General features: G+C 67.1%; 22 protein-coding genes. 4 read left to right on the top strand and 18 right to left on the bottom strand.

The genetic code is table 11. The features are described 5' to 3' along the window. Nucleotides 1-63: 63 nt before the first annotated feature. The 7 genes from accD to WS54_RS04335 all read right to left on the bottom strand — a co-directional run bounded on the left by accD (nt 64) and on the right by WS54_RS04335 (nt 7,574). Nucleotides 64-936 carry an acetyl-CoA carboxylase, carboxyltransferase subunit beta gene (gene accD / locus WS54_RS04365; RefSeq protein WP_009691548.1) on the bottom strand — a complete coding sequence of 291 codons (873 nt, stop codon included), beginning with the start codon at nt 934-936 and terminating at the stop codon, nt 64-66. Nucleotides 937-1,001: 65 nt separating this feature from the next. Next, on the bottom strand, nt 1,002-1,817 hold the full coding sequence (gene trpA, locus WS54_RS04360) for a tryptophan synthase subunit alpha (protein ID WP_059783972.1): 816 nt from the start codon (nt 1,815-1,817) through the stop codon (nt 1,002-1,004). 41 nt (nt 1,818-1,858) lie between these two features. Beyond that, the gene (locus WS54_RS04355) at nt 1,859-2,710 is read right to left on the bottom strand and encodes a DNA-methyltransferase (RefSeq protein WP_059783974.1); all 852 of its coding nucleotides are present in this window, start codon (nt 2,708-2,710) and stop codon (nt 1,859-1,861) included. 9 nt (nt 2,711-2,719) lie between these two features. Continuing rightward, nucleotides 2,720-3,913, bottom strand: coding sequence for a tryptophan synthase subunit beta (gene trpB, locus WS54_RS04350; protein WP_059501145.1), 1,194 nt, complete (start codon nt 3,911-3,913; stop codon nt 2,720-2,722). 54 nt (nt 3,914-3,967) lie between these two features. Continuing rightward, nucleotides 3,968-4,669, bottom strand: coding sequence for a phosphoribosylanthranilate isomerase (locus WS54_RS04345; protein WP_059783975.1), 702 nt, complete (start codon nt 4,667-4,669; stop codon nt 3,968-3,970). Beyond that, the gene (gene truA / locus WS54_RS04340) at nt 4,666-5,478 is read right to left on the bottom strand and encodes a tRNA pseudouridine(38-40) synthase TruA (RefSeq protein WP_034205167.1); all 813 of its coding nucleotides are present in this window, start codon (nt 5,476-5,478) and stop codon (nt 4,666-4,668) included. Before truA ends, WS54_RS04345 begins: the two co-directional genes overlap by 4 nt. Continuing rightward, nucleotides 5,478-7,574, bottom strand: a complete 2,097-nt coding sequence (locus WS54_RS04335; RefSeq protein WP_059783977.1) for a FimV/HubP family polar landmark protein — start codon at nt 7,572-7,574, stop codon at nt 5,478-5,480. The genes truA and WS54_RS04335 overlap by 1 nt, the downstream gene beginning before the upstream one ends. An 822-nt stretch (nt 7,575-8,396) precedes the next feature. Here WS54_RS04335 and flgE point away from each other — a divergent pair. Continuing rightward, nucleotides 8,397-9,641, top strand: coding sequence for a flagellar hook protein FlgE (gene flgE / locus WS54_RS04330; protein ID WP_059783978.1), 1,245 nt, complete (start codon nt 8,397-8,399; stop codon nt 9,639-9,641). 95 nt (nt 9,642-9,736) lie between these two features. Here flgE and asd read toward each other — a convergent pair whose 3' ends face one another. The 8 genes from asd to WS54_RS04290 form a co-directional block, all read right to left on the bottom strand. Then, on the bottom strand, nt 9,737-10,858 hold the full coding sequence (gene asd, locus WS54_RS04325) for an aspartate-semialdehyde dehydrogenase (RefSeq protein WP_059783982.1): 1,122 nt from the start codon (nt 10,856-10,858) through the stop codon (nt 9,737-9,739). 84 nt (nt 10,859-10,942) lie between these two features. After that, complete coding sequence (locus WS54_RS04320; protein WP_006756675.1) at nt 10,943-11,062, bottom strand: hypothetical protein; 120 nt, start codon at nt 11,060-11,062, stop codon at nt 10,943-10,945. A 120-nt stretch (nt 11,063-11,182) separates the two neighbouring features. Continuing rightward, a complete protein-coding gene (leuB, locus tag WS54_RS04315; protein ID WP_011548096.1) occupies nt 11,183-12,250 on the bottom strand; it encodes a 3-isopropylmalate dehydrogenase in 1,068 nt (355 codons plus the stop codon). Nucleotides 12,251-12,323: 73 nt separating this feature from the next. After that, the gene (gene leuD / locus WS54_RS04310; RefSeq protein WP_034205172.1) at nt 12,324-12,974 is read right to left on the bottom strand and encodes a 3-isopropylmalate dehydratase small subunit; all 651 of its coding nucleotides are present in this window, start codon (nt 12,972-12,974) and stop codon (nt 12,324-12,326) included. Nucleotides 12,975-13,039: 65 nt separating this feature from the next. Further along, nucleotides 13,040-13,186, bottom strand: a complete 147-nt coding sequence (locus tag WS54_RS04305; protein ID WP_034205173.1) for an entericidin A/B family lipoprotein — start codon at nt 13,184-13,186, stop codon at nt 13,040-13,042. Nucleotides 13,187-13,189: 3 nt separating this feature from the next. Next, complete coding sequence (leuC, locus tag WS54_RS04300; RefSeq protein ID WP_034205174.1) at nt 13,190-14,599, bottom strand: 3-isopropylmalate dehydratase large subunit; 1,410 nt, start codon at nt 14,597-14,599, stop codon at nt 13,190-13,192. A gap of 214 nt (nt 14,600-14,813) precedes the next feature. Beyond that, nucleotides 14,814-15,572 carry a hypothetical protein gene (locus tag WS54_RS04295; RefSeq protein ID WP_059783984.1) on the bottom strand — a complete coding sequence of 253 codons (759 nt, stop codon included), beginning with the start codon at nt 15,570-15,572 and terminating at the stop codon, nt 14,814-14,816. Nucleotides 15,573-15,607: 35 nt separating this feature from the next. Continuing rightward, nucleotides 15,608-16,429: a hypothetical protein gene (locus tag WS54_RS04290; RefSeq protein ID WP_059783986.1), complete on the bottom strand. Its 822-nt coding sequence runs from the start codon at nt 16,427-16,429 to the stop codon at nt 15,608-15,610. 518 nt (nt 16,430-16,947) lie between these two features. Here WS54_RS04290 and WS54_RS34155 point away from each other — a divergent pair. Both WS54_RS34155 and WS54_RS04280 read left to right on the top strand, forming a co-directional pair. Continuing rightward, nucleotides 16,948-17,154, top strand: coding sequence for a cupin domain-containing protein (locus WS54_RS34155; RefSeq protein WP_236872756.1), 207 nt, complete (start codon nt 16,948-16,950; stop codon nt 17,152-17,154). Nucleotides 17,155-17,275: 121 nt separating this feature from the next. After that, a complete protein-coding gene (locus tag WS54_RS04280; RefSeq protein ID WP_059783988.1) occupies nt 17,276-18,001 on the top strand; it encodes a glutathione S-transferase in 726 nt (241 codons plus the stop codon). A 27-nt stretch (nt 18,002-18,028) separates the two neighbouring features. Here WS54_RS04280 and WS54_RS04275 read toward each other — a convergent pair whose 3' ends face one another. Next, a complete protein-coding gene (locus WS54_RS04275) occupies nt 18,029-18,427 on the bottom strand; it encodes a hypothetical protein (RefSeq protein ID WP_059783990.1) in 399 nt (132 codons plus the stop codon). A 23-nt stretch (nt 18,428-18,450) separates the two neighbouring features. Then, on the bottom strand, nt 18,451-19,851 hold the full coding sequence (locus WS54_RS04270) for an MFS transporter (protein WP_059783992.1): 1,401 nt from the start codon (nt 19,849-19,851) through the stop codon (nt 18,451-18,453). 204 nt (nt 19,852-20,055) lie between these two features. Between WS54_RS04270 and WS54_RS04265 the strand changes: the two genes are divergently transcribed. Next, nucleotides 20,056-20,970 (top strand): LysR family transcriptional regulator, encoded by a 915-nt coding sequence (locus WS54_RS04265; protein WP_059783994.1) that lies wholly within the window; start codon nt 20,056-20,058, stop codon nt 20,968-20,970. Nucleotides 20,971-21,053: 83 nt separating this feature from the next. On the opposite strand, the gene WS54_RS04260 is transcribed toward WS54_RS04265, so the two are convergent. Beyond that, a complete protein-coding gene (locus WS54_RS04260; protein WP_059783995.1) occupies nt 21,054-22,616 on the bottom strand; it encodes an amino acid permease in 1,563 nt (520 codons plus the stop codon). Between the last annotated feature and the right edge of the window lie 40 nt (nt 22,617-22,656).

The following is a 22,656-nucleotide window of genomic DNA, read 5'->3' as shown; positions in this document are numbered from 1 at the left end:
AAAACGAAGCGCGCCGCCTGACGCTCGAGCCAGGCGACGCGCAGAGTCACAACCTTGCGCCGGTCAAGCCAGCGCGTCGGCCGGCTGTCGCTGCAGCAGCGCGAGCAATTGCGCGATCTCGTCGCGCATCTTGCGCCGGTCGACGATCATGTCGATCGCGCCGGTCTTCAACAGGAATTCGGCGCGCTGGAAGCCTTCCGGCAGCTTCTCGCGGACCGTCTGCTCGATCACGCGCGGACCGGCGAAGCCGATCAGCGCCTTCGGCTCGGCGATCACGACGTCGCCGAGGAACGCGAAGCTCGCCGACACGCCGCCCATCGTCGGGTCGGTCAGCACCGAGATGAACGGCAGCTTGGCCTCGGCCAGCTTGGTCAGCATCGCGGTGGTCTTGGCCATCTGCATCAGCGACAGCAGGCTTTCCTGCATCCGTGCGCCGCCCGATGCGGTGAAGCAGATGAACGGCACGTGCTGTTCCAGCGCATTCTGCGCGCCGCGCGCGAAGCGCTCGCCGACGACCGACCCCATCGAGCCGCCCATGAACGAGAACTCGAAGCAGGCAGCCACGACCGGCAGCGTGTGGATCGCGCCGCCCATCACGACCATCGCGTCGGTCTCGCCGGTTTCGTCCATCGCTTCCTTCAGACGATCGGGGTACTTGCGGCTGTCCTTGAACTTCAGCGAGTCGACCGGCACGATTTCCTGGCCGATCTCGTAGCGGCCTTCCGGATCGAGCAGCCCGTCGAGACGCTCGCGCGCGCCGATGCGCATGTGGTGATCGCACTTCGGGCACACGTGCAGGTTCGCGTCCACGTCGTTGCGATAGAGAACGGCCTCGCAGGACGGGCACTTGACCCACAGACCCTCCGGAATGCCCTTGCGGCTTTTCGGGTCGGTCTGCTTGATCTTCGGCGGCAACAGTTTGTCGAGCCAGCTCATCGTATGGTTTCCTGTTCCGTGGCGGGGCGGGCCGACGCGGCCCGTTCCCGCTTCCTGTGTTGTGTTTATCGCGCCGTGTTGCCGGCGCCGTCCAGCGCAGCGCGCAGCTCGGCGATGAACGTCTTCAGCGCGGCCGCCGCGCCTTCCGGTGCGGCGCTCTCGAGCAGCTGCACCAGGCGGCTGCCGATCACGACGGCGTCCGACACTTCGGCCACCGCGCGCGCCGTTTCGGCGTCGCGGATCCCGAAGCCGACGCCCACCGGAACCGGCACGCGCGACTTGATGGCCGGGATTTTACCTGCAATGCTCGAAACATCCAGATTTCCGGCGCCGGTCACGCCCTTGAGCGACACGTAATAGACGTAGCCGCTCGCGATCTTGCCGACGTCGGCGATGCGTTCGTCGGTCGACGTGGGCGCGAGCAGGAAGATCGGATCGATCTGCGCGCCGCGCATTTTCTCGGCGAACACGCCCGCTTCTTCCGGCGGATAGTCGACCACCAGCACGCCGTCGACACCGGCCGCGTGCGCCTCGGCCGCGAACGCGTCGACACCCATCCGCTCGATCGGGTTCGCATAGCCCATCAGCACGACGGGGGTTTTCTGGTCGGTTTCGCGAAAACGCTTCACGTCGGCGAGCACGCTCTTCAACGTGACGCCGCGCGCGAGCGCGCGCTCCGACGAGCGCTGGATCACCGGGCCGTCGGCCATCGGGTCCGAGAACGGCACGCCGAGTTCGATCACGTCCGCGCCGCCTGCGGCGAGTGCGTGCATGAATTCGACGGTTTTCGCCGGATCGGGGTCGCCGGCGGTGATGAACGGGATCAGGCCCTTACGGCCTTGTTCGGCGAGCGCGGCAAAGGTCTGCTGAATACGGGACATGGCAATTTTCCTGGATGCGTTCGGCGACGCGGCGGCGCGATTCACGCGCACGCCGGCGCGGCGAGCGCGCTCACGCGCTCGTGCGCAATCGCACAATAGCTTTCGTTGATCTCGTAGCCGACGAAGTCGCGCCCCTGCCGTGCGCAGGCCACCGCGGTCGTGCCGCTGCCCATGAACGGATCGAGCACGCGGCCGCCCGGCGGGCAGCTCGCGAGCACCATCCGCTCGATGATTTCCAGCGGCTTCTGGGTCGGATGATCGACGCGCTCCGCGTGCTGCCGGTGCAGGCGCGAGACCGACCAGACGTCCTTCGGGTTGTAACCCATCTCCAGCCACTTGCTGCCTTCGAACAGCTTGCGCGAGCGGGCCTTCTTCGTGTCGGCGTCGTACGGGATGCGGACCGGATCGAGATCGAAGTAATACGCTTTGGAAACCGCGAAAAAGCCGATGTTGTCGTGCACCGACGTGAAACGGCGCGTCGTGCCGCCCATGCTCGGCACGCGCCGGTCCCAGATGATCTCGTTGACCATCGTGAGCTGCGTCTTCAGAAAACTGAAGATTTCCGGCGCGTACTGCCACGTGCAGAAGATGTACATCGACCCGCTCGGCTTCAGCTTCGGAATCGCGAGCTCGAGCCACTCGCGCGTCCACGCGAGGAAATCGTCGCCCGAACGCTTGTCCGAGTCGTTGCCGTAGTCCTTGCCGAGCCCGTACGGCGGATCGGCGACGATCAGGTCGATCGACGCATCCGGCAAGTGCGCGGCATCGGTCAGGAAATCGCGGTTGTGCAGTTCGATACCGTGCGGCAGCACGCGCGGCACGACAGCGGCGGGCTGAACCGCCTCCGCCTCGCTCGCGGCGCCGCCGCCCGGCTCTTCGATCAGGTCACGCATCGGTCGGGGTCAGAGCTCGATGCCCGATCGCTCGGCGACCGTGTGCATGTCCTTGTCGCCGCGGCCCGACAGGTTGACGAGCAGGATCTTGTCCTTCGGCAACGTCGGCGCGAGCTTCACGCCATACGCGATCGCGTGGCTCGACTCGAGCGCGGGGATGATCCCCTCGATCCGGCAGCAGTCGTGGAATGCCTTCAGCGCCTCGTCGTCGGTGATCGGCACGTACTGCGCGCGGCCGCTGTCCTTCAGCCACGCGTGTTCGGGGCCGACGCCCGGATAGTCGAGGCCCGCCGACACCGAATGCGTCTCGATGATCTGGCCGTTGTCGTCCTGCAGCAGATACGTGCGGTTGCCGTGCAGCACGCCCGGGCTGCCGGCGATCAGCGATGCCGCGTGATGCCCCGTGTCGATGCCGTCGCCGGCCGCTTCGACGCCGATCAGCTGCACCGATCGATCGTCGATGTACGGATAGAAGATGCCCATCGCGTTCGACCCGCCGCCGACGCACGCGATCACCGCGTCCGGCTGCCGGCCCGCGAGCTCGGGCATCTGCACCTTGCACTCGTCGCCGATCACGCGCTGGAAGTCGCGCACCATCATCGGGTACGGGTGCGGGCCCGCGACCGTGCCGATGATGTAGAACGTGCTTTCGATGTTCGTGACCCAGTCGCGCATCGCTTCGTTCAGCGCGTCCTTCAGCGTGCGCGAACCCGATTCGACCGGCACGACCGTCGCGCCGAGCAGCTTCATCCGGTAGACGTTCGCGGCCTGCCGGCGCACGTCCTCCGCGCCCATGTAGACCACGCACTCCATCCCGAAGCGCGCGCAGATCGTCGCGGTCGCGACGCCGTGCTGGCCCGCGCCGGTTTCCGCGATCACGCGCTTCTTGCCCATGCGCTTCGCGAGCAGCGCCTGGCCGATCACGTTGTTGATCTTGTGCGCACCGGTGTGGTTCAGGTCTTCGCGCTTCAGGTAGATCTGCGCGCCGCCGAGCATCTCGCTCCAGCGCTGCGCGTGATAGATCGGCGACGGGCGGCCGACGAAATACTTCAGTTCGCGCTCGAATTCGGCGACGAAGTCGGGATCGTTCTGGAACTTTTCATACGCCGCGCGCAGTTCGTCCAGCGCATGAATCAGCGTTTCGGCGACGAACACGCCGCCATACGGGCCGAAATGGCCGCGATCATCGGGAAGGTTGTACATGGTGTCTCTCTCGATCGGTCGGTGCGCCCGCTTGTCAGGCCGCACCGGCTTGCGTCATCCGGCGTCCGCTTCGCGCACCGCGCGCACGAACGCCGCCATCCGGGCGTGATCCTTCACGCCCTTCGCGCCCGCCACTTCGATGCCACTCGAGACATCGACAGCGAACGGACGCAACTGGCGGATCGCATCACCGACGTTTTGCGCGTTCAAGCCACCACTCAAAACGGCCCGACGCGCGAGCTCTGCGGGAATAAGAGACCAATCGAAGACCTTGCCGCTACCGCCGTAATCCGGCACCAGGGTGTCGAACAGGAGGCCGCGCCCTTTCGAATAATGAAGAGCCGATTCTACCAAATCGGACGGCTGCGTCGAGGGGCCGACGCGCACCGCGCGCAGCCACGGCAGGCGCGCCGCGCGGCCGAGCGCATCGCACTGCTCCGGCGTCTCGTCGCCGTGGAACTGCAGCACCGTGAGCGGCACGTCGCGCACGACGGCCTCGATCTCGGCTTCGGTCGCATTCACGAACAGCCCGACCACCGACACGAACGGCGGCGCGAGACTCGCCAGCTCGGCCGCTTGCGCGATCGTCACGGCACGCGGGCTTTTCGGGTAGAACACGAGACCGATCGCATCGGCGCCGAGCGCCGCCGCGTGCAGCACGTCCTCTCGGCGCGACAGCCCGCACAGCTTGATGCGCGTGCGCGGCGGCAGGCCCGCCGCGGCGGAATTCGAAGAAGACACGTCGTGATCCGTCATGATAGTGGGTCCAGATCAGCCCAGACGCTGCTCCACGGCACGCTGCCGAGCTGCGCGGGCGGGACGGCGAATTCCGCCGGGTAGCCGACGTGGGCGAGGTACAGCCCGTCGGCCATGAACGTGGGCGCCGCGAGGTTGCGGTCGCGCCCGGCCAGCACGTCGGCGAGCCAGTCGGCCGGGTAGCGGCCGCGCCCGACCGCGACGAGGCAGCCCATCAGGTTACGCACCATGTGATGCAGGAACGCGTTCGCGCGGAAGCGGAAATGGATGAAATGCCCCGCGCGCCGCACGTCGATCTGATACAGGTGTTTGACCGGCGTCTTCGACTGGCATTCCGACGACCGGAACGACGAAAAGTCGTGCTCGCCGATCAGGTGCGCGGCGGCGGCGCGCATCGCGTCGTCGTCGAGCGGCGTGTGGATCCAGCCCGCACGGCCGGCCAGCATCGGCGAGCGCACGGGGTGCACGTACAGCGCGTAGTAGTAAGTGCGCTCGAACGCCGAGAAACGCGCGTGGAACGTGTCCGGCATCGGCTTCGCCCACTGCACCGACACGGTCGGCGGCAGGAACGCGTTGGTGCCGCGCACCCACGAGAACGCTTCGCGCTCGAGATCGGTGTCGAAATGCACGACTTGCCCGAGCCCGTGCACGCCGGTGTCGGTCCGCCCCGCAACCGTCGTGTGCAGCGGCACCCGCGCGAACTCGGCCAGCGCATGCTCGAGCCGGTCCTGCACGGTCTTGCCGTGCGGCTGCGCCTGCCAGCCGCAGAACGCCGCGCCGTCGTACTGGATGCCCAGCGCGATCCGCATCACGCCTCGTCCGCCAGTTTCGCGAGCAGCGCGCGTGCGTCGTCGCGCGTCGCGGCGTCGTTCGCGTCGACCACTTCCTGCAGCAGCGTCCGCGCGCCGGACAGGTCGCCCAGTTCGACATATTCGGCCGCGAGGTCCAGCTTGTTGCGGGCGATGCGCGCGAGCTCGTCCGGGGTCAGCGCAGGCAGCGCGGCGCCCGGCGTGGCCGGCAGGTCGAGATCGAAGTCGAGCTTCAGCGCGCCGAACTGCGCGCCGCCGAGCGGCGGCAGCGACGACGTCGCGGGCGCGTTGCCCGCGTGACCGGCAGGCGTCGCCGCGTCCGGATCCCAGTCGAAGTCGTCTTCCTGGTCGGCCGGATGTTCCGGTGCCCTCTCGCTCGAATCCATCGACGGGCGCTCGGCGGCTTGACCGTTAGTTGCGATTTTATCGGCTTCGATCGGCGCCGCCCGCGCAGACGGTTCGTCCGCCGTCGACGACGGTTCGCCTGCTGCCCGCGGCGGCAACGGCATGTCGAGACTATTGAGCGCGCTGATCGCGTTCTGCATCAGCGTCGCGTGCTGCGCTTCGGTCGTCGAAGGTGCGGCGGATGTGGAGGTCGGCTCGGCGGGCTCGCTCTGCTGTGCCGGCTCGTCGGCGGCAGCGGCTTTTTCGGCCAGATCCTTATCGTGCGAAGCCTCGGCCGGCACCGCAGCGTGCGCAAGCGGAGATTCAGGCGACTCGTCGCGCGGTGCCGTCATGTCGGGCGCGGACGATGCGTCCGCGGCGGGCGGCTCGACCGTCTCCGCCGCAGCGGCAGTCGCCGCGGCGAGATTCATGTCGGACGCCGCATCGCGTGCGACCGGCATCTCGGGCGTGATCGGCAGTTCGCGTTCGACGGACGGCGCGGCTTCCGCTTCTGCAACCGCGGCACCGTCTGCTGCAACCGCAGCCGTCCCCGCATCGTCCGGACGGCGACCCTTGCGGCGCTTGCGCCATGCGAAGCCGGCCGCGAGCACGATCACGGCGGCGCCGGCCACCGCGGCCGGGCGCCAGTCCATCTGCTCGGTACGACGTGCAGGCGTCGCGACGGGAGCGGCCGGTCGTACCGGAGCCGATGCCGGTTGCGGCGCACTGGCTGCCGCATCCGACGCGACTTCGCCTGCCGTCGATGCAGCGGCCGACCCACCGGCGTCATTCGCGGCCGGACGCGGCGCGGCGGGCGCCGAAGCGGGCGCAGGCGCAACGCCGGTCGTCGTTGCCGGTTTGCCGATGCCGTGCTTCTGCAATTCCATCAGCACGCGATTCTTCAATGCCAGCAATTGCTGCAGGCTCGACGGCCGCGGCTGCGACGCACCCACGGCGGGCGCGGCCGGTTCATGCACGCCGAAGACCGGGCTGCCCGGCACCGACGGCGCCGCGGCCTCGCTCGCGGACGACGGCGCCGACTGGATCGCACCGCTCCATACATGCGGACCGCTTGCACCGGCGGTGGGCGCCGCCGCCTGAATGCCGTCGACGGCCGACGCGCCACGGGCGGCCGACGCCCCGCTCGAAGCCGACGCCCCCGCCGCCGTCGCGGCACTCGCCCCGCTCACCGGAGCCGCATGCACGGCCGGCGCCATCGGCGCGGGCTGCGCGGTCGAGCCGGGATGCGGCGCGGATGCGCCGTGCTGCGCGTTCGCCGACCCGCCCGATGCGGCGGCGGGTGCGGAAGCGGCCGCCGTACCGGACGCAGCGGACGCAGCAGACGCGCCGGCCGGCACGAGCGCCGCGCCGGTGGTGTCGAGCGGGGGCACGGTCAACGTCGCGCCGACTTTCAGGCGGCTCGCGTCGCGCTTCATGAACGCCTGCGGATTGGCGTCGAACAGCGCGCGGCCCGCGCGCGCGAGCACGGCCGGATCGTGCGATTGCGTGGCCGCTTTCGCGATGTCGTTCAGCGACTGGCCCGGCTGGACCGTCACGGTAAGCGGAGCGGCGCCGCCGGCGGCGGACGCCGGCAGTTCGCCGGTGCCGACTGCCCATGCCGATGCGGCTGCGCCGAGCGCCAGGATCGCCAGCGCGCCACGCACGGCGCGCGACAGACGGGACTGACGCGGAAACAAGGAAATTCGGGACATCGTTGGCTCTATCGCCGCGCGCGGGCGCGGCTCGGATTCGCGGTTGGAAGCGTCAATAAAGTGGCTGCAGAAATGCAAAAGCGTCGCGCGGAACGCGACGCTTTCGGCGGGTCTGTGCGTCGTAACCGCGTAGTTTACTTCACACGATCGGGTTCCGGCCGAATTCGTCGCCCGTCGATGCAACGGCTGCGGGCGGGCGCGCGTGTCGCGCGGGTCCGCCTGCCTCGGCCCGTGCATCCGATCGATCGAAGCCAACCTGCGCGCGCAGTCGAAAACCGTCTCGCAGCGGCATCGCCCCACCGTTCGAATGGCTGCTTTCCGGCGTTCACCGCGTGTTCGCCTCGTGTACGCCGCAGGATCGCGGCGACAGAAACGCCAACGTCCCCTCGACGATCCGCCCCGGCCGCGGTTAATGAATCGACAGCCGAAAATCAGAATAAATCGCGACCGGCGACCAATCTCGCTCCAATCACGTCCAATTCTTCGATAAGAAGGCAATTTCCCGCTCTTATCGAAGAAATGAAAATCCACACTACCGAAGCACCACCCCACAAGGCTTTCAGCGCCTTCCGCATGCCCCACCGCGCATATGAAAGCGGTGACTTTCACATGAATTCAATTTCATTACACAAAATTACACAGATCGATTAATTACCGTCGATACGATCGCCCCTAAACAGGAATCAGCGCATTCCGGCCTAGCGCCTGCCCATGCCGGAAAGGCGGGAGCCCGCTCGGCCAGGCTGCTGCCGTGAAGTACCGGAAGGTCATCGCGCAGTCGCACGACTGCATTCACTCACCAGCTCGTTACGGGGACCGAACATGGGCTATCAGCAGGGTTTGAGCGGGTTGGCCGGTGCGTCGAGCCATCTCGACGTGATCGGCAACAACATCGCGAACGCGAACACGGTCGGCTTCAAACAGGGGCGCGCGAATTTCGCCGACATGTACGCGAATTCGGTCGCGACGTCGGTCAATACACAGATCGGCATCGGCACGCGGCTCGCGTCGGTGCAGCAGAATTTCGGCCAGGGTACGATCGATTCGACGAAGTCGTCGCTCGACGTCGCGATCAACGGCAACGGCTTCTTCCAGATGTCGAGCAACGGCGTGACCACGTATTCGCGTGACGGCACGTTCCACCGCGACAAGAATGGCGCAATCGTCGACGCGCACGGCCGCAACCTGATGGGCTATGCGGCAGGCGCCGGCGGCGCGATCGACACCGCGCAAACGGTGCCGCTGCAGGCGCCGACCGGCAACCTCGCGCCGCGCGCGACGACCAGGATCACCGGTCAGTTCAACCTGAACGCGCAGGACAAGGTGCCGACAAAGACGCCGTTCAACGCAACCGACAACACGACGTACAACTACAACTCGTCGATCCAGGTCTACGACACGCTCGGCGGCTCGCAACCGGTCACGATGTACTTCGCGAAGAGCGCGGCCGGCACGTGGCAGGCCTACGCGGGCGTGCAGGGCCAGACGCCGACGCATCTCGGCACCGTCACGTTCGACGCATCGGGCCGGATCAGCGCGACGACGTCGGCCGCGACCGGCCAGCCGACGCCGAGCCTCGGCCAGTTCGCGTTCTCGATCCCGAACACGACGGGCGGCGCCAATCCGCAGAACCTGGCGCTCGATCTGGGCGGCACGACGCAGTACGGCGGCAAGGATGGCGTGACCCATCTTGCGCAGGACGGCTTCGCGAGCGGCACGCTGACGACGTTCTCGATCGGCGCCGACGGCAAGCTGACCGGCAACTACTCGAACGGCCAGAGCGCGGTGCTCGGCCTGATCGCGCTCGCGAACTTCAACAACCCGAACGGGCTCGTGAACATCGGCGGCAACCAGTATGCGGAAACCGCCGCGTCGGGCGTGCCGCAGATCTCCGCGCCGGGCAGCACGAACCACGGCACGCTGCAGGGCAGCGCGCTGGAAAACTCGAACGTCAACCTCACGAACGAGCTCGTAAACCTGATCACCGCGCAACGCAATTACCAGGCGAATGCACAGACGATCAAGACCCAGCAGGCCGTCGATCAGACACTGCTGAACCTGCGCTGAGTCTGCGCTGAACCGCGCATGAAAAAACGCGCCGCGCCGGCCTCGAATCTCGAGGCCGACGCGGCGCGTCGTGTCGTGCAGCCCGGCCCGCGGGCTTACTTGTCGAGCAGGATGCGCAGCATGCGGCGCAGCGGCTCGGCCGCGCCCCACAGCAATTGATCGCCGACCGTGAACGCCGACAGGTATTCGCCGCCCATCGCGAGCTTGCGCAGGCGGCCGACCGGCACCGACAGCGTGCCGGTGATCTTCGCCGGCGACAGGTCGCGCATCGACGCTTCACGCTCGTTCGGCACGACCTTCACCCAGTCGTTCGCCGACGCGAGGATGCCGTTGATCTCGTCGAGCGGCACGTCCTTCTTCAGCTTGATCGTCAGCGCCTGCGAGTGGCAGCGCATCGCGCCGATCCGCACGCACAGGCCGTCGACCGGAATCGAACCCGGCTCGCCCATCGCCGGCTTGCCGAGAATCTTGTTGGTTTCCGCGCCGCCCTTCCACTCTTCCTTCGACATCCCGTTGCCGAGATCCTTGTCGATCCACGGAATCAGCGAACCGGCGAGCGGCACGCCGAAGTGGCTCGTCGGCATCGCATCGCTGTTCATTGCGGCCAGCACGCGGCGGTCGATGTCGAGGATCGCGGAAGCCGGATCGGCGAGCTGTTCCTGCACCGCGCCGTTCAGCGTGCCCATCTGCGACAGCAGCTCGCGCATGTTCTGCGCGCCCGCGCCCGACGCGGCCTGGTACGTCATCGCCGTCATCCAGTCGACGAGATTCTCGCGGAACAGGCCGCCGAGCGCCATCAGCATCAGGCTGACCGTGCAGTTGCCGCCGATGAAGTTCTTCGTGCCCTTGACGAGCGCGTCCTTGATCACGTCGAGGTTGACCGGGTCGAGGATGATGACCGCGTCGTCCTTCATCCGCAGCGACGATGCCGCGTCGATCCAGTAGCCGTTCCAGCCGGCCGCACGCAGCTTCGGGAACACGTCGTTCGTGTAGTCGCCGCCCTGGCACGTGATGATCACGTCGCACTTCTTCAGCTCGTCGACGTTGGTCGCGTCCTTGAGCGTGGTCTCGTTTTTCGCGAACGACGGCGCCTTGCCGCCCGTGTTGCTGGTGCTGAAGAACACCGGTTCGATCAGGTCGAAATCGCCCTCTTCCTGCATGCGCTGCATCAGGACGCTGCCGACCATGCCGCGCCAACCTACGAGACCTACGTTCATGACTAACCCTTTGCTTGAATGGAGCTTCCCCGCCATTTCCGTCCCCGCGTGACCGCGCGGGGAAACAGGCGGGCACGACGGCGATCAGCGTTTAATGATCGTTTTCGTGGTAATGGTTTTCGTGATGACGATGGCGCGCGCACCCGCACGGGCAGTGTTGCCGTGGAGTTTCAGGACCGGGGAGATCAGGGAAATCAGCGCCATCGTTCGAGTCTACACAAAGCCGGTGGCCCGCACAACGGCCAACCGCGCGCGAACCGACCGATTCTCACGGCCCGTTCGCGCCCTTTTTCACATCAATTACCGCACTTCGTTTCCGTCCGCTTACAGCGCGGCGACCACCGCGTCGCCCATCGCAGCCGTGCCGACCTGCTTGCAGCCCGGCGTCGCGATGTCGCCCGTACGGTAACCCTGTTCGAGCACCGTTTTCACCGCGCGCTCGATGCGATCGGCCTGCTCCGCGCGATTCAGCGAGTAGCGCAGCAGCATCGCGGCCGACAGGATCGTTGCGAGCGGGTTCGCGATGCCCTTGCCCGCGATGTCCGGCGCCGAGCCGTGCGACGGCTCGTACAGGCCCTTGTTGTGCTTGTCGAGCGACGCCGACGGCAGCATGCCGATCGAGCCCGTCAGCATCGACGCCTCATCCGACAGGATGTCGCCGAACATGTTGCCGGTGACGATCACGTCGAACTGCTTCGGCGCCTTCGCGAGCTGCATCGCCGCGTTGTCGACGTACATGTGCGACAGCTCGACGTCCGCGTACTCCTTCGACACGTCGATCATGATGTCGCGCCAGAACTGCGACGTCTCCAGCACGTTCGACTTGTCCACCGACAGCAGCTTCTTCGCGCGCTTTTGCGCGGCCTGGAACGCGACGTGCGCGATGCGGCGCACTTCCGGCTCCGAATAGCGCATCGTGTCGAAGCCCTCGCGCTCGCCGGCGAACGGGCCGTCCGGCGCCGCACGCACGCCGCGCGGCTGGCCGAAGTAGATGTCGCCGTTCAGTTCGCGCACGATCAGGATGTCGAGGCCCGCGACGAGCTCGGGCTTCAGCGGCGACGCATCGACGAGTTGCGGATAGCAGATCGCCGGGCGGAAGTTCGCGAACAGTTCGAGGTGCTTGCGCAGCCCGAGGATCGCCTGCTCGGGGCGCAGCGCGCGCTCCAGCGAGTCGTACTTCCAGTCGCCGACCGCGCCGAACAGGATCGCGTCGGCCTGCTTCGCGAGCGCCAGCGTCGCGTCGGGCAGCGGATGGCCGCTCGCCTCGTAGCCCGCGCCGCCGACCGGCGCCTGTTCGAGTTCGAACTTCTCGTCGAGTGCGTTCAGCACCTTCACCGCTTCATTGACGATTTCCGGACCGATGCCGTCGCCGGGCAGCACTGCAATCTTCATGCGAAATTCCTGACTGGGTAGGGTATTGGGAAAGCAGGCGGGCGAGCGCACGCGCGGCGCGCCCGCAACGCGATCAGCCGACCAGCTTGGTATTGAGCCACGGCTGCTTCACGAGCCGCTCCGCTTCGAACTGGCGGATCTTGTCCGCGTAGCGCAGCGTGAGGCCGATGTCGTCGAAGCCGTTCAGCAGGCAGTACTTGCGGAACGCGGCGATCTCGAACGGATACTCGCGGCCGTCGGCCGCGCGCACGACCTGCGCGTCGAGGTCGATCGTCAGTTGATAGCCGTTGAACGCGACCGTCTCGTTGAACAGGTGATCGACCTGCTGCTCGGTCAGCACGATCGGCAGCAGACCGTTCTTGTAGCAGTTGTTGAAGAAGATGTCCGCGAAGCTCGGCGCGATGATCGCGCGGAAGCCGTACTGCTGCAGCGCCCACGGCGCGTGCTCGCGCGAGCTGCCGCAGCCGAAGTTCTTGCGGGCGAGCAGCACCGATGCGCCCTGATAGCGCGGCTGGTTCAGCACGAAATCCGGGTTCAGCGGACGCTTCGAGTTGTCCTGGCCCGGCTCGCCGTGATCGAGATAGCGCCATTCGTCGAATGCGTTCGGACCGAAGCCCGTGCGCTTGATCGACTTCAGGAACTGCTTCGGGATGATCGCGTCGGTGTCGACGTTCTCGCGATCGAGCGGCGCCACGACGCCGGTATGTACAGTGAATTTTTCCATGATCCGTCTATCCGGTTGAAGGGCCGGCACGCAGCCGGCGCCCATCGACAAATTCTCGGGTGGCGTCAGTCCGCGGCGCGCTGCAGCGCGTTGCCGGCGGCATGGACGTCCTCGCCGAAGCCTCGGACGGTATTGCAGCCGGCCAGGCCGACGCCCAGCCCCGCAAGCGCCAGCGCGGCAACCAGCCGCGCGATGAGCTTCGATGCCGTCATACGTCACCCCAGCTGGCGAATGTCGACGAAGTGACCTTCGATCGCCGCGGCCGCCGCCATCGCAGGGCTCACGAGATGCGTGCGACCGCCCGCGCCCTGCCGCCCTTCGAAGTTGCGGTTCGACGTCGACGCGCAGCGCTCGCCCGGCTCGAGCCGGTCGGCGTTCATCGCGAGGCACATCGAGCAGCCCGGCTCGCGCCATTCGAAGCCCGCATCGGTGAACACCTTGTCGAGCCCTTCGCGCTCGGCCTGCGCCTTCACGAGGCCCGAGCCCGGCACGACCATCGCGAGCCGCACGTTCGGTGCGACGCGGCGGTTCAGCTTCTTCACGACGTACGCGGCCGCGCGGATGTCCTCGATCCGCGCGTTCGTGCACGAGCCGATGAAGATCTTGTCGACCTTGATCGATTCGATCGGCGTGTTCGGTTCGAGCGCCATGTAGGCCAGTGCGCGCTCCATCGCGTCGCGCTTGACCGGATCCTTTTCGCGCTCGGGATCGGGCACGCGACCGTCGATCGACGTGACCATTTCCGGCGACGTGCCCCACGTGACCTGCGGGACGATCTCGGCCGCGTTCAGCTCGACCACGCGGTCGAACTGCGCGCCTTCGTCCGACTTGAACTGGCGCCAGTATTCGACGGCCTGATCCCATTCCGCGCCGGTCGGCACGAACGGACGGCCCTTCAGGTAATCGATCGTCGTATCGTCGACGGCGACCATGCCCGCGCGCGCGCCGGCCTCGATCGCCATGTTGCAGACGGTCATGCGGCCTTCCATCGTCAGCGCGCGAATGGTCGAGCCGCCGAATTCGATCGCATAGCCCGTGCCGCCCGCGGTGCCGATCTTGCCGATGATCGCGAGCACGATGTCCTTCGCGGTACAGCCGCGCGGCAGGGCGCCCTCGACCTTCACGAGCATGTTCTTGCTCTTCTTCTGCAGGAGCGTTTGCGTCGCGAGCACGTGCTCGACTTCCGACGTGCCGATGCCGTGCGCGAGCGCGCCGAACGCGCCGTGCGTCGACGTATGCGAATCGCCGCACACGATCGTCATGCCCGGCAGCGTCGCGCCCTGCTCCGGCCCGATGATGTGGACGATGCCCTGGCGCACGTCGTTCATCTTGAACTGCGTGATGCCGAAGGCGTCGCAGTTCGCGTCGAGCGTGTCGACCTGCAGCTTCGAGACGGGATCGGCGATGCCGTGGCTGCGGTCCGTCGTCGGCACGTTGTGGTCCGACACGGCCAGGTTCGCGCTGATGCGCCACACCGGACGCTGCGCGATCTTCAGCCCTTCGAATGCCTGCGGGCTCGTGACTTCATGCAGCAGCTGACGGTCGATGTAGAGCAGGGTCGTGCCGTCTTCCTCGGTGTGGACCACGTGGGTGTTCCACAGTTTGTCGTAGAGCGTCTGTGCCATGGGTATGCGGGGTCGTTGTGACTACAAGCCTTGCGGATGCGGTCGATTATGCCACGCACAACGCGCCACGGCGCAGGCCGGACGCGAAAAAACCCATTAAAAACAGTGGTTTGGCTGGTAGTGCCAATACCTGTATCGGCATTACCAGCCAAAACGGGGCACGCACGGGCCGGCGCGCGACGCGCGCGTGCGGCGCCCGTATCCGTGCCCTCGCCTAGCCGTTCGGGTATTCGCGATTGATCAGATCGAGCCGCAGCATCGCGAGCTGCATGCCGGCGTTGCTCATCAGATAAAGATCGCGCCGTCGCATCGCCGCCTGCTGCGCCGATGCGTCGTAGACGCCCGGCAGCGACAATCCCGCCGGCACCGCCGCCTGCATCCCCGCCGCGTTCGATACGCGCACGGCAATCGACGCCTGGTCGCGATGGGTGACCACGCCGACCTTGCCGAGCGCCGCGGCCGCCCCGGCCTGCCTGACGATCGCGGCGGCCACGCCATCGGGCGTCGGTATCGGGCTGCCGGCGACCGCGGCGGGCGTCGCGATCGACGTCACGCCGGCCGTCAGTCCGTACTTCGACGCGAGCACGCTCGCGACTTCCTGCTGCGCGAAGATCGGCGCCGCGACTTTCTGCCGAAGCTGGAACACGGCATCGGCGATCGCCTCGTTCACGGGCCCCGGCACCGGCGCGGCGGCCGATGCGCCGGCGCGATTTCCGAAGCCGAACGCGACGATCGTGTGGATCGCGGCGGCGTCGACGGTCGGCGGCGTCCACGAGAAAAACGTGTCGAGCAGGTAACCGGTTTCGTCGGCGGCGGTCGCGCGATCGTTCAGTTCGCGGGTCAGCTTGCCGAGCATCTGGCGCTGCAGTTCCGCATCGGAAACGGGGGCATCGCTCGCGAAGGCCGGTGCGGCGGCGGCACACGATGCGGCGAGCAACGAGGTAGAGGCCAGGAAATGGCGGCGGTTCGTCATGGTCACGGAATTCGAATGAAAAACAACGGAAAACATCAGCCCTTCGGGAAAGCCTGCATCGTCGCGGCCATCGCGCGCGTCAGCATCTGCGCATACATGTCGTGCACGAGATAGAGGCTGCGGTTGCGCGTCCACGGCTGGCCCGACTGCGGGTCGTACGTCGTCGGCAGCGGCACCTCGGCAACCGCCGCCGCTTGCATGCCCGCCTGCTGCGAGGTCTGGATGCAGCGCTTCGCATGATCGCGATGGCCGACCACCGCTACCGTGCCCATCGCCGCCGCACCGCCCGCGCGCGAGACGGCCACGGCCGCGACACCCGCGGTGCTCAGGTACACGATCGAACCGTCGCTCGCGATCACCGGCTCGATCGACGACAGCACGTCGGCGCCCAGCCCGTATTTCGACACGAGAAAGCGCGCGATTTCCCACTGCGCGTAGACCTTGACGGGTTTCAACTGGCGGATGCGGTACACGGCGTCCGCGAGCGCTTCGTTCACCGGCCCCGGATCGGGCAGCGCCGACTGGTTGCCGCCGGTACTCGACGTATTGCCGCTCGCCGCGTTCGGACGATTGCCGAAGCTGTACGCGACGATCGCGCCGATGCTTGCGGCCGGCACCGTCGGCAGCGCCCACGTGAAGCCGACATCGGTGATCGCCGGCACGATCGCATCGACCGTCGCCGCATCGCCGAGCTGGGCGTTCAGTTTCGCGGACATCTGCGCGGCGAGTCCGCTATCGGTAACGGGTGCCGACGTGACGTCGTCGCCACCGCATGCGCTCAGCAGCGGTGCTGCCGCGACGGCGGGCGCGACAGCAAGAAATTTTCTTCGTGAAGAAGCCGGCGTGTTCAGATTCATGACAGACAGGAAACGATGCGAACGACGCCGGCAGCAAGTCGCGGCGTTGCAAATCGCGGGTTCAGGGAAATGACCATCGGGCACGTCGCACGGCTGGAAAGCGGGCGACAGGATCGACGCGCGGATCGGATCGCGGCACCCCGTCGATCGACGATGCTGGATCGTAGTGGGCGTTTATTAAATGGCGGTGAACCTGTCGATCGAAGGCTGACGATCGTCATGCCGTTTCATCGACGGACGCGTACGTTTCATCCGTGGCGAGCGAACGCAGCCGCCGTTTCACCGGTGGCGAGCACGCGACGCGCGGGCATCGTCGCGCGTCGCACGGCCCTCTCCGGATTTCGCGATACGAGGGCGCAACGCGCGTTCCCACGATCCGATCCGGAGCACGCGACGATGGCGTTCGGCCTGAACGAATCGCTTGCTCGGCTCGATGAAGAAGGCACGCTGTTCACGACGCCGTTTCGGCCCGGCACGCGCGAGCCGTGCGGTACCGGCCGCGTATCGAGGACGGGTAGATGCCGCATACGCGCGGCGAGGTTGACGTGATCGCCGCCGGCACGTCGCGCTTCGTCGTCGACGGACGCGAATGCGACGTCGTGATCGGCGACGCGCTGTTCGTGCGCGCGCACGCCGGCCATCGCTTCACCGGCTTCTCCGACGATTTCTCGACATGGGTGTTCTCGTTCTTTTGCGGCGCCGAAGACCGCGAACGCGGCGCGTGACGCACGACGCACACGGCACTTTTCCGGCGATCTCCTAGACTGTCTATTCGCAGCGGGCGCCGCATGGCCGCCCCACCGTCAAGCAGCCGGCAGCATCCGGTGCAACGAACAGGAGAACAGCATGCGATACGAACTCTATTACTGGCCCGAGATCCAGGGACGCGGCGAATACGTGCGGCTCGCGCTCGAGGCGGCCGAAGCCGACTATGTCGACGTCGCGCGCGAATCGGGGCGCGGCATGGGCGTGTCGGCGATGATGCGCATGATGGACAGCACGAAAGCGGAATGCGTGCCGTTCGCGCCGCCGTTCCTGAAGGCGGGCGACGTGGTCGTCGGACAGACCGCGAACATCCTGCTGTTTCTCGGCGCGCGGCTCGGGCTCGCGCCCGACGACGAAGCCGGCCGGCTGTGGGTCCACCAGATCCAGCTGACCGCCGCCGATTTCATCACCGAGATCCACGACACGCACCATCCGATCGGCAGCGGCCTGTACTACGAGGATCAGAAAGCGGAAGCGGCCGAGCGCGCGGCCGATTTCCTCGAGAACCGGCTGCCGAAATTCCTCGGCTACTTCGATCGCGTGCTCGAACAGAATCCGCACGAGAACGGTTATATCGCGGGTAACGCGCTCAGCTATGCGGATCTGACGATGTTCCAGCTGATCGAGGGCCTGCGCTATGCGTTTCCGAAAGCGATGAAGCGCGCGGAGCGCAAGATCGCGGCGCTCGTCGCGCTGCACGATCGCGTCGCGCAGCACCCGCCCGTCGCGCGTTACCTGGAATCGGAGCGCCGCATCCCGTTCAACGACATGGGGATCTTCCGGCACTATCCGGAGCTCGACAAGTAACGGCCCCGCGGGCGCGCAGCTCGCCGTCTACGCGGCGACCGGCGTCTCGTGCAGGTGGCGCCATACGATCACGCCATCCGCTTCGCGCCGGAACAACGCCGTCGAGCGTCGCACCGTGCGCCGCCCTTCCATGTCGGTCTGCGTCTCGCGATAGCCGATCACCGCGCCGTCGGACCACACCGCAAGGGCGCGCAATTCGTCGATGCCGATCACGAGCCCGGGCCGCGCGCCGTGCCCGCGTGAAAACAGCGCATCGACGCCCGCGTAATCGAGCACCGTGCCGGACGTCGTGATCATCGAAAATCCCGGCGAAAAACGCGCCATCAGCATCGCGAGCCGTCCGGGCTCCGCACGGCCCGACAACCAGCGTTCGATGTCGACGTGCGTGTCGACGACTTCATTGAAAAACGGATTCGGCAGATTCATGGGTCTCTCAGGTTCTCAGGTTCTCAGGTTCTCAGGTTCTCAGGGCGGGATGAAACGGCTTGCACGGCCGGCGTGCGATGCGCGGGAAGCCGCACGACGCAGCCGAGCGGCAGAAACGTCAGCAGCATCGCCAGCCCGAAGCACCAGCGGTACGGGGCCGGCGACGACGGGCCTGCATCGAGGGCCAGCAACGCATTCAGCGCGCTGCCGAGCACGGCCACGCCGACACAAAAGCTCAATTGGCGGTTGATGTTCCAGAGCGCGCTCGCATCGCCCATCCGATCGGGCGGCACATCGGCGAATGCCGCGCTTTGCGACGCACTCGTGCACAGGCTGGCGCCGAATCCCATCGCGACGAACGCCACGACGCGCAGGGCTTCGACGTGCGCCCACGGCGTCGCGAGCAACGCGATGCCGACACAATCGATCGCGATTCCGCACGCGAACAATGGCTTCGCGCCGTGGCGCGGAAAACAGCAGCGTGTCGTCGCGATCGCGAAGAACGCTGCGATCGCCCACGGCAGCATCAACGCGCCGACATGCGCGGCGCTCAATGCGAGGGCGTTCTGCAGGTACAGCGACGCGACGAGATTGACGCCGGTAAAGACGCCCGGCACGCAGAGATAGATCACCACGCCGGTCCGCAACCACGGTTGCGCGAGCAGACGCAGGTCGAGCAGCGGGGAGGTCGCACGGCGCGCGTGTCGCACATAACCGATGCTGGCGGCCGCCGCGGCCGCCAGCATCGCGAACGAAAACGCCGTTCCGCCGGACTGCCCCGCCGCGGTAAGCCCCAGCAGCAGCGCGACCAGCGTCGCCGCGCTCAGGCCGAGCCCACGCCAGTCGAGCCGCGGAGGCCGCTCGCGTGCGCCGTCGCGCGGCAGCCATGCCAGCGCGAGCGCACCGGTCGCAGCCGCAATCGGCACCATGGCGAAGAAGATCGCACGCCACGATCCGCGATCGACGATCGCGCCGCCGATCGCGGGCGACAACGCCGGCACGAGCAATGCGACCATCATCACGATCGACGTGAGCCGCGCGTGGGCGTGCGGCGGATACGCGCGATAGGCGATCGTCTGGCCGACCGGAATCAGCAGCCCGCCGCCCAGCCCCTGGACCAGCCGCCACACGAGCAGCGCGTCGATCGACGGCGCCGCACCGACGCCCGCGCTGCCGAGCCCGAACAGCAGCAACGATGCGCCGAACACGCGCCGCTCGCCGCAGCGACGCGCCAGCCACGTGCCGAACGGAATCACGACGGTCAGCCCGAGCACGTACATGTTGCCGACCCACGCAAGCTGCGCGACCGATGCGTGCAGCTCGCGCTGCAGCGCCGGATACGCGGCGTTCAGCATGAACATGTTCGCGAGATCGATCGCGAATCCGAGCAGATAGACGGCGGCGATTCTGGAGCGGTCGGGCATGGCGGCGGCCGGGGCATCACGAAACGCCGCAGTGTAGAGGCCGGCAGCCGGGCCGGTAAGCGGCCGGATGCGACCGGTCCGGTCGAAAAATTTTGACAATCGGATCGTGTGCGGCCACGCCGCAATGCTCGACGCATCGCACGCGACCGCACATTCGGGTACCCTTCGGGCGATTCCATACACCGACAGAACCGCACCCCGACCATGGTGAGCCTCGATCGTTTCGTCGTCTTCCGCGCCGTGGTCGAGGCGGGCTCGTTCACGGCCGCCGCGACCGCGCTGAACCAGGCACGCGCGGCCGTCAGCTTCAACATCAAGCAGCTCGAAGCCGAGCTCGGCGTGACGCTGCTCACGCGCACCACGCGGCGCGTCGAGCTGACCGATGCCGGCGAGCGGTTCTACCGACGCTGCCTACGCGTGCTCGACGAAGCCGAAGGCGCGATCGACGAGGTGCGCGGCGAACATGGCGGGATGGAGGGCATCCTGCGCGTGACGTCGACGGTCGAATATGCGGCACGCATCCTCGCCCCGGCGCTGCATGCATTTACCGCGCGGCATCCGGCGTTGCGCGTCCGGCTCGAAACGCATACGTCACAGGCGGACCTCGTGCGCGACCGCTTCGACGTCGCGATCCGGCTCGGCCGCCACGAGCACTTTCGCGACCTGCCGTATCGCGGCGTCTGCCTCGGCACGTACGACGTGCTGCCCGTGATGGCGCCCGACCTGCCGGCGCGCACCGGCGTTCCGCAACCGGCGTCGCCGGACGCTTTGGCGCGCCTGCCGCAGCTCGGCCACAGTCGGCTCGAACGAATCGCGGAATGGACGCTCACCGATCGCGCGGGCAACGAGCATGCGTTCCGGCCGCACGCGAAACCGCGCATCGTCGTCGACAACGCGTCGGTGCTGTGCGAACTGGCGCGCCAGGGCAGCGGCGTCGCGCTGCTGCCCGAATGGCTCGTGCGCGACGATCTCGCCAGCGGTGCGCTGGTCGACGCGCTGCCCGCATACCGCTTTCCGCGGCAAAACGTCTACGCGTTGTACGTCGCGACGCGGCACGTGCCGCAGAAAGTGCGCGCGTGGGTGGATTTCATGAAGGCGCAATTGCAGCAGACACACTGAACGCGCGGGACGGCGCGACGCGTTTCAACGGCAGCCGGCCATCCGATTCGGCCGGCTCCATCGCCGCGCGGCGCGGCGGGAGATCAGTGCGGCTGCCCATGCTGCGCGGCCGCCGCGTCGACGGCCTCGACCGAGCGCGTGAGCCACGGCCCGATGTCCATCTCCTCGTAGCGCACGAGCCGGCTCTTGCGCGCGCGGCGATACGCCCACCAGATCGCGACGAACAGCGGAATCCACACATAGATCGACACCACCTCCATCCAGTCGATGCGCGCCGCGAAGAACGCCTGGTAATCCTGGCCGAGCGAAATCACGATGCAGACCGCGATCGCGAACAGCGGCCCGAACGGAAACCATTTCGCGTGATACGGCAGTTGATCGAGCCGATAGCCCTGCTTCAGGAACCCCTTGCGGAACCGGTAATGGCAGACCGCGATGCCGAGCCACGCGATGAAGCCGGTGATGCCGACCGTATTCAGCAGCCACAGATAGATGCGCTGGTTGTTGGTCAACGACGTGAGGAAACATAGCCCGCCGACGGCCATCGTCGCGTACAGCGCGTTGCGCGGCACGCCGCCCGGCGACAGCCTCGCGAACATGGCCGGCGCGCGCCCTTCCGATGCGAGGTTGTACAGCATCCGCGTCGCCGCGTAGGTGCCGGAATTGCCGGCCGACAGCACGGCCGTCAGGATCACCAGATTCATCGCGCCGGCGGCGAGCGGGAACCCCGCGTGGCTGAACACCAGCGTGAACGGGCTCACGCCGATGTCGGTCACGTCGCTCTTCAGCAGGTTCGGATCGGTGTACGGTACGAGCAGGCCGATCACGAAGATCGCGAGCACGTAGAACAGCATGATCCGCCAGAAGATCTGCTTCACCGCGCGCGGAATCGTCGTGCGCGGGTTTTCCGATTCGCCGGCCGTGATGCCGACCAGCTCGGTGCCGAGGAACGAAAAACCGGCGATCAGCGCGACGCTCATCATCGCGTGCACGCCGCCGACGAACGGCGCGTCGCCGGTCGTGAAGTTGCGCCAGCCGACCGGATGGCCGGCGCCGGTATGCCCGGTGCCGGTATGCCCGCTGCCGAGCACGCCGGCCGCGATCAACAGCCCGGCCGCGATGAACGCGATCACGGTGACGACCTTGATCAGCGAGAACCAGTATTCCGATTCGCCGAAGCCACGCACCGACAGCGTATTGAGCAGGAAGATCAGCACGAGGAACCCCGCGCCCCACCACACGCCCGGCACCGCCGGAAACCAGTAGCGCATCACGATCTGCGCGGCGACCAGCTCGATCGCGATCGTCACCGCCCAGCTGTACCAGTAAGTCCAGCCGAGCGCGACGCCGAAACCTTCGTCGACGTACTTCTCGCCGTAGATCGCGAACGAGCCCGATACCGGCATCAGCGCGGCCATCTCGCCAAGCCCCGTGACGACGAAGTAGACCATGATCCCGATCGCGAGATACGCGGCGATCGCGCCGCCCGGCCCCGCCTGCGCGACGGACGCGCCCGACGCGACGAACAGCCCCGTGCCGATCGAACCGCCGATCGCGATCATCGCGATGTGGCGGCCCTGCAGACGGCGCTTCAGCGTCGCCCCGGACGGCGCGGCCGTCTCCGCTGCCGCTTGCATAGCATCCATAGTGTTCATCCTGATTGTGATCCGGCCAACCCATTTGATT

The sequence above is a fragment of the Burkholderia sp. NRF60-BP8 genome, assembly GCF_001522585.2.
Taxonomy (GTDB): Bacteria; Pseudomonadota; Gammaproteobacteria; order Burkholderiales; family Burkholderiaceae; genus Burkholderia.
Note: the sequence above shows the minus strand (reverse complement) of the source record. Positions and strands in the feature narration are given on the sequence as shown.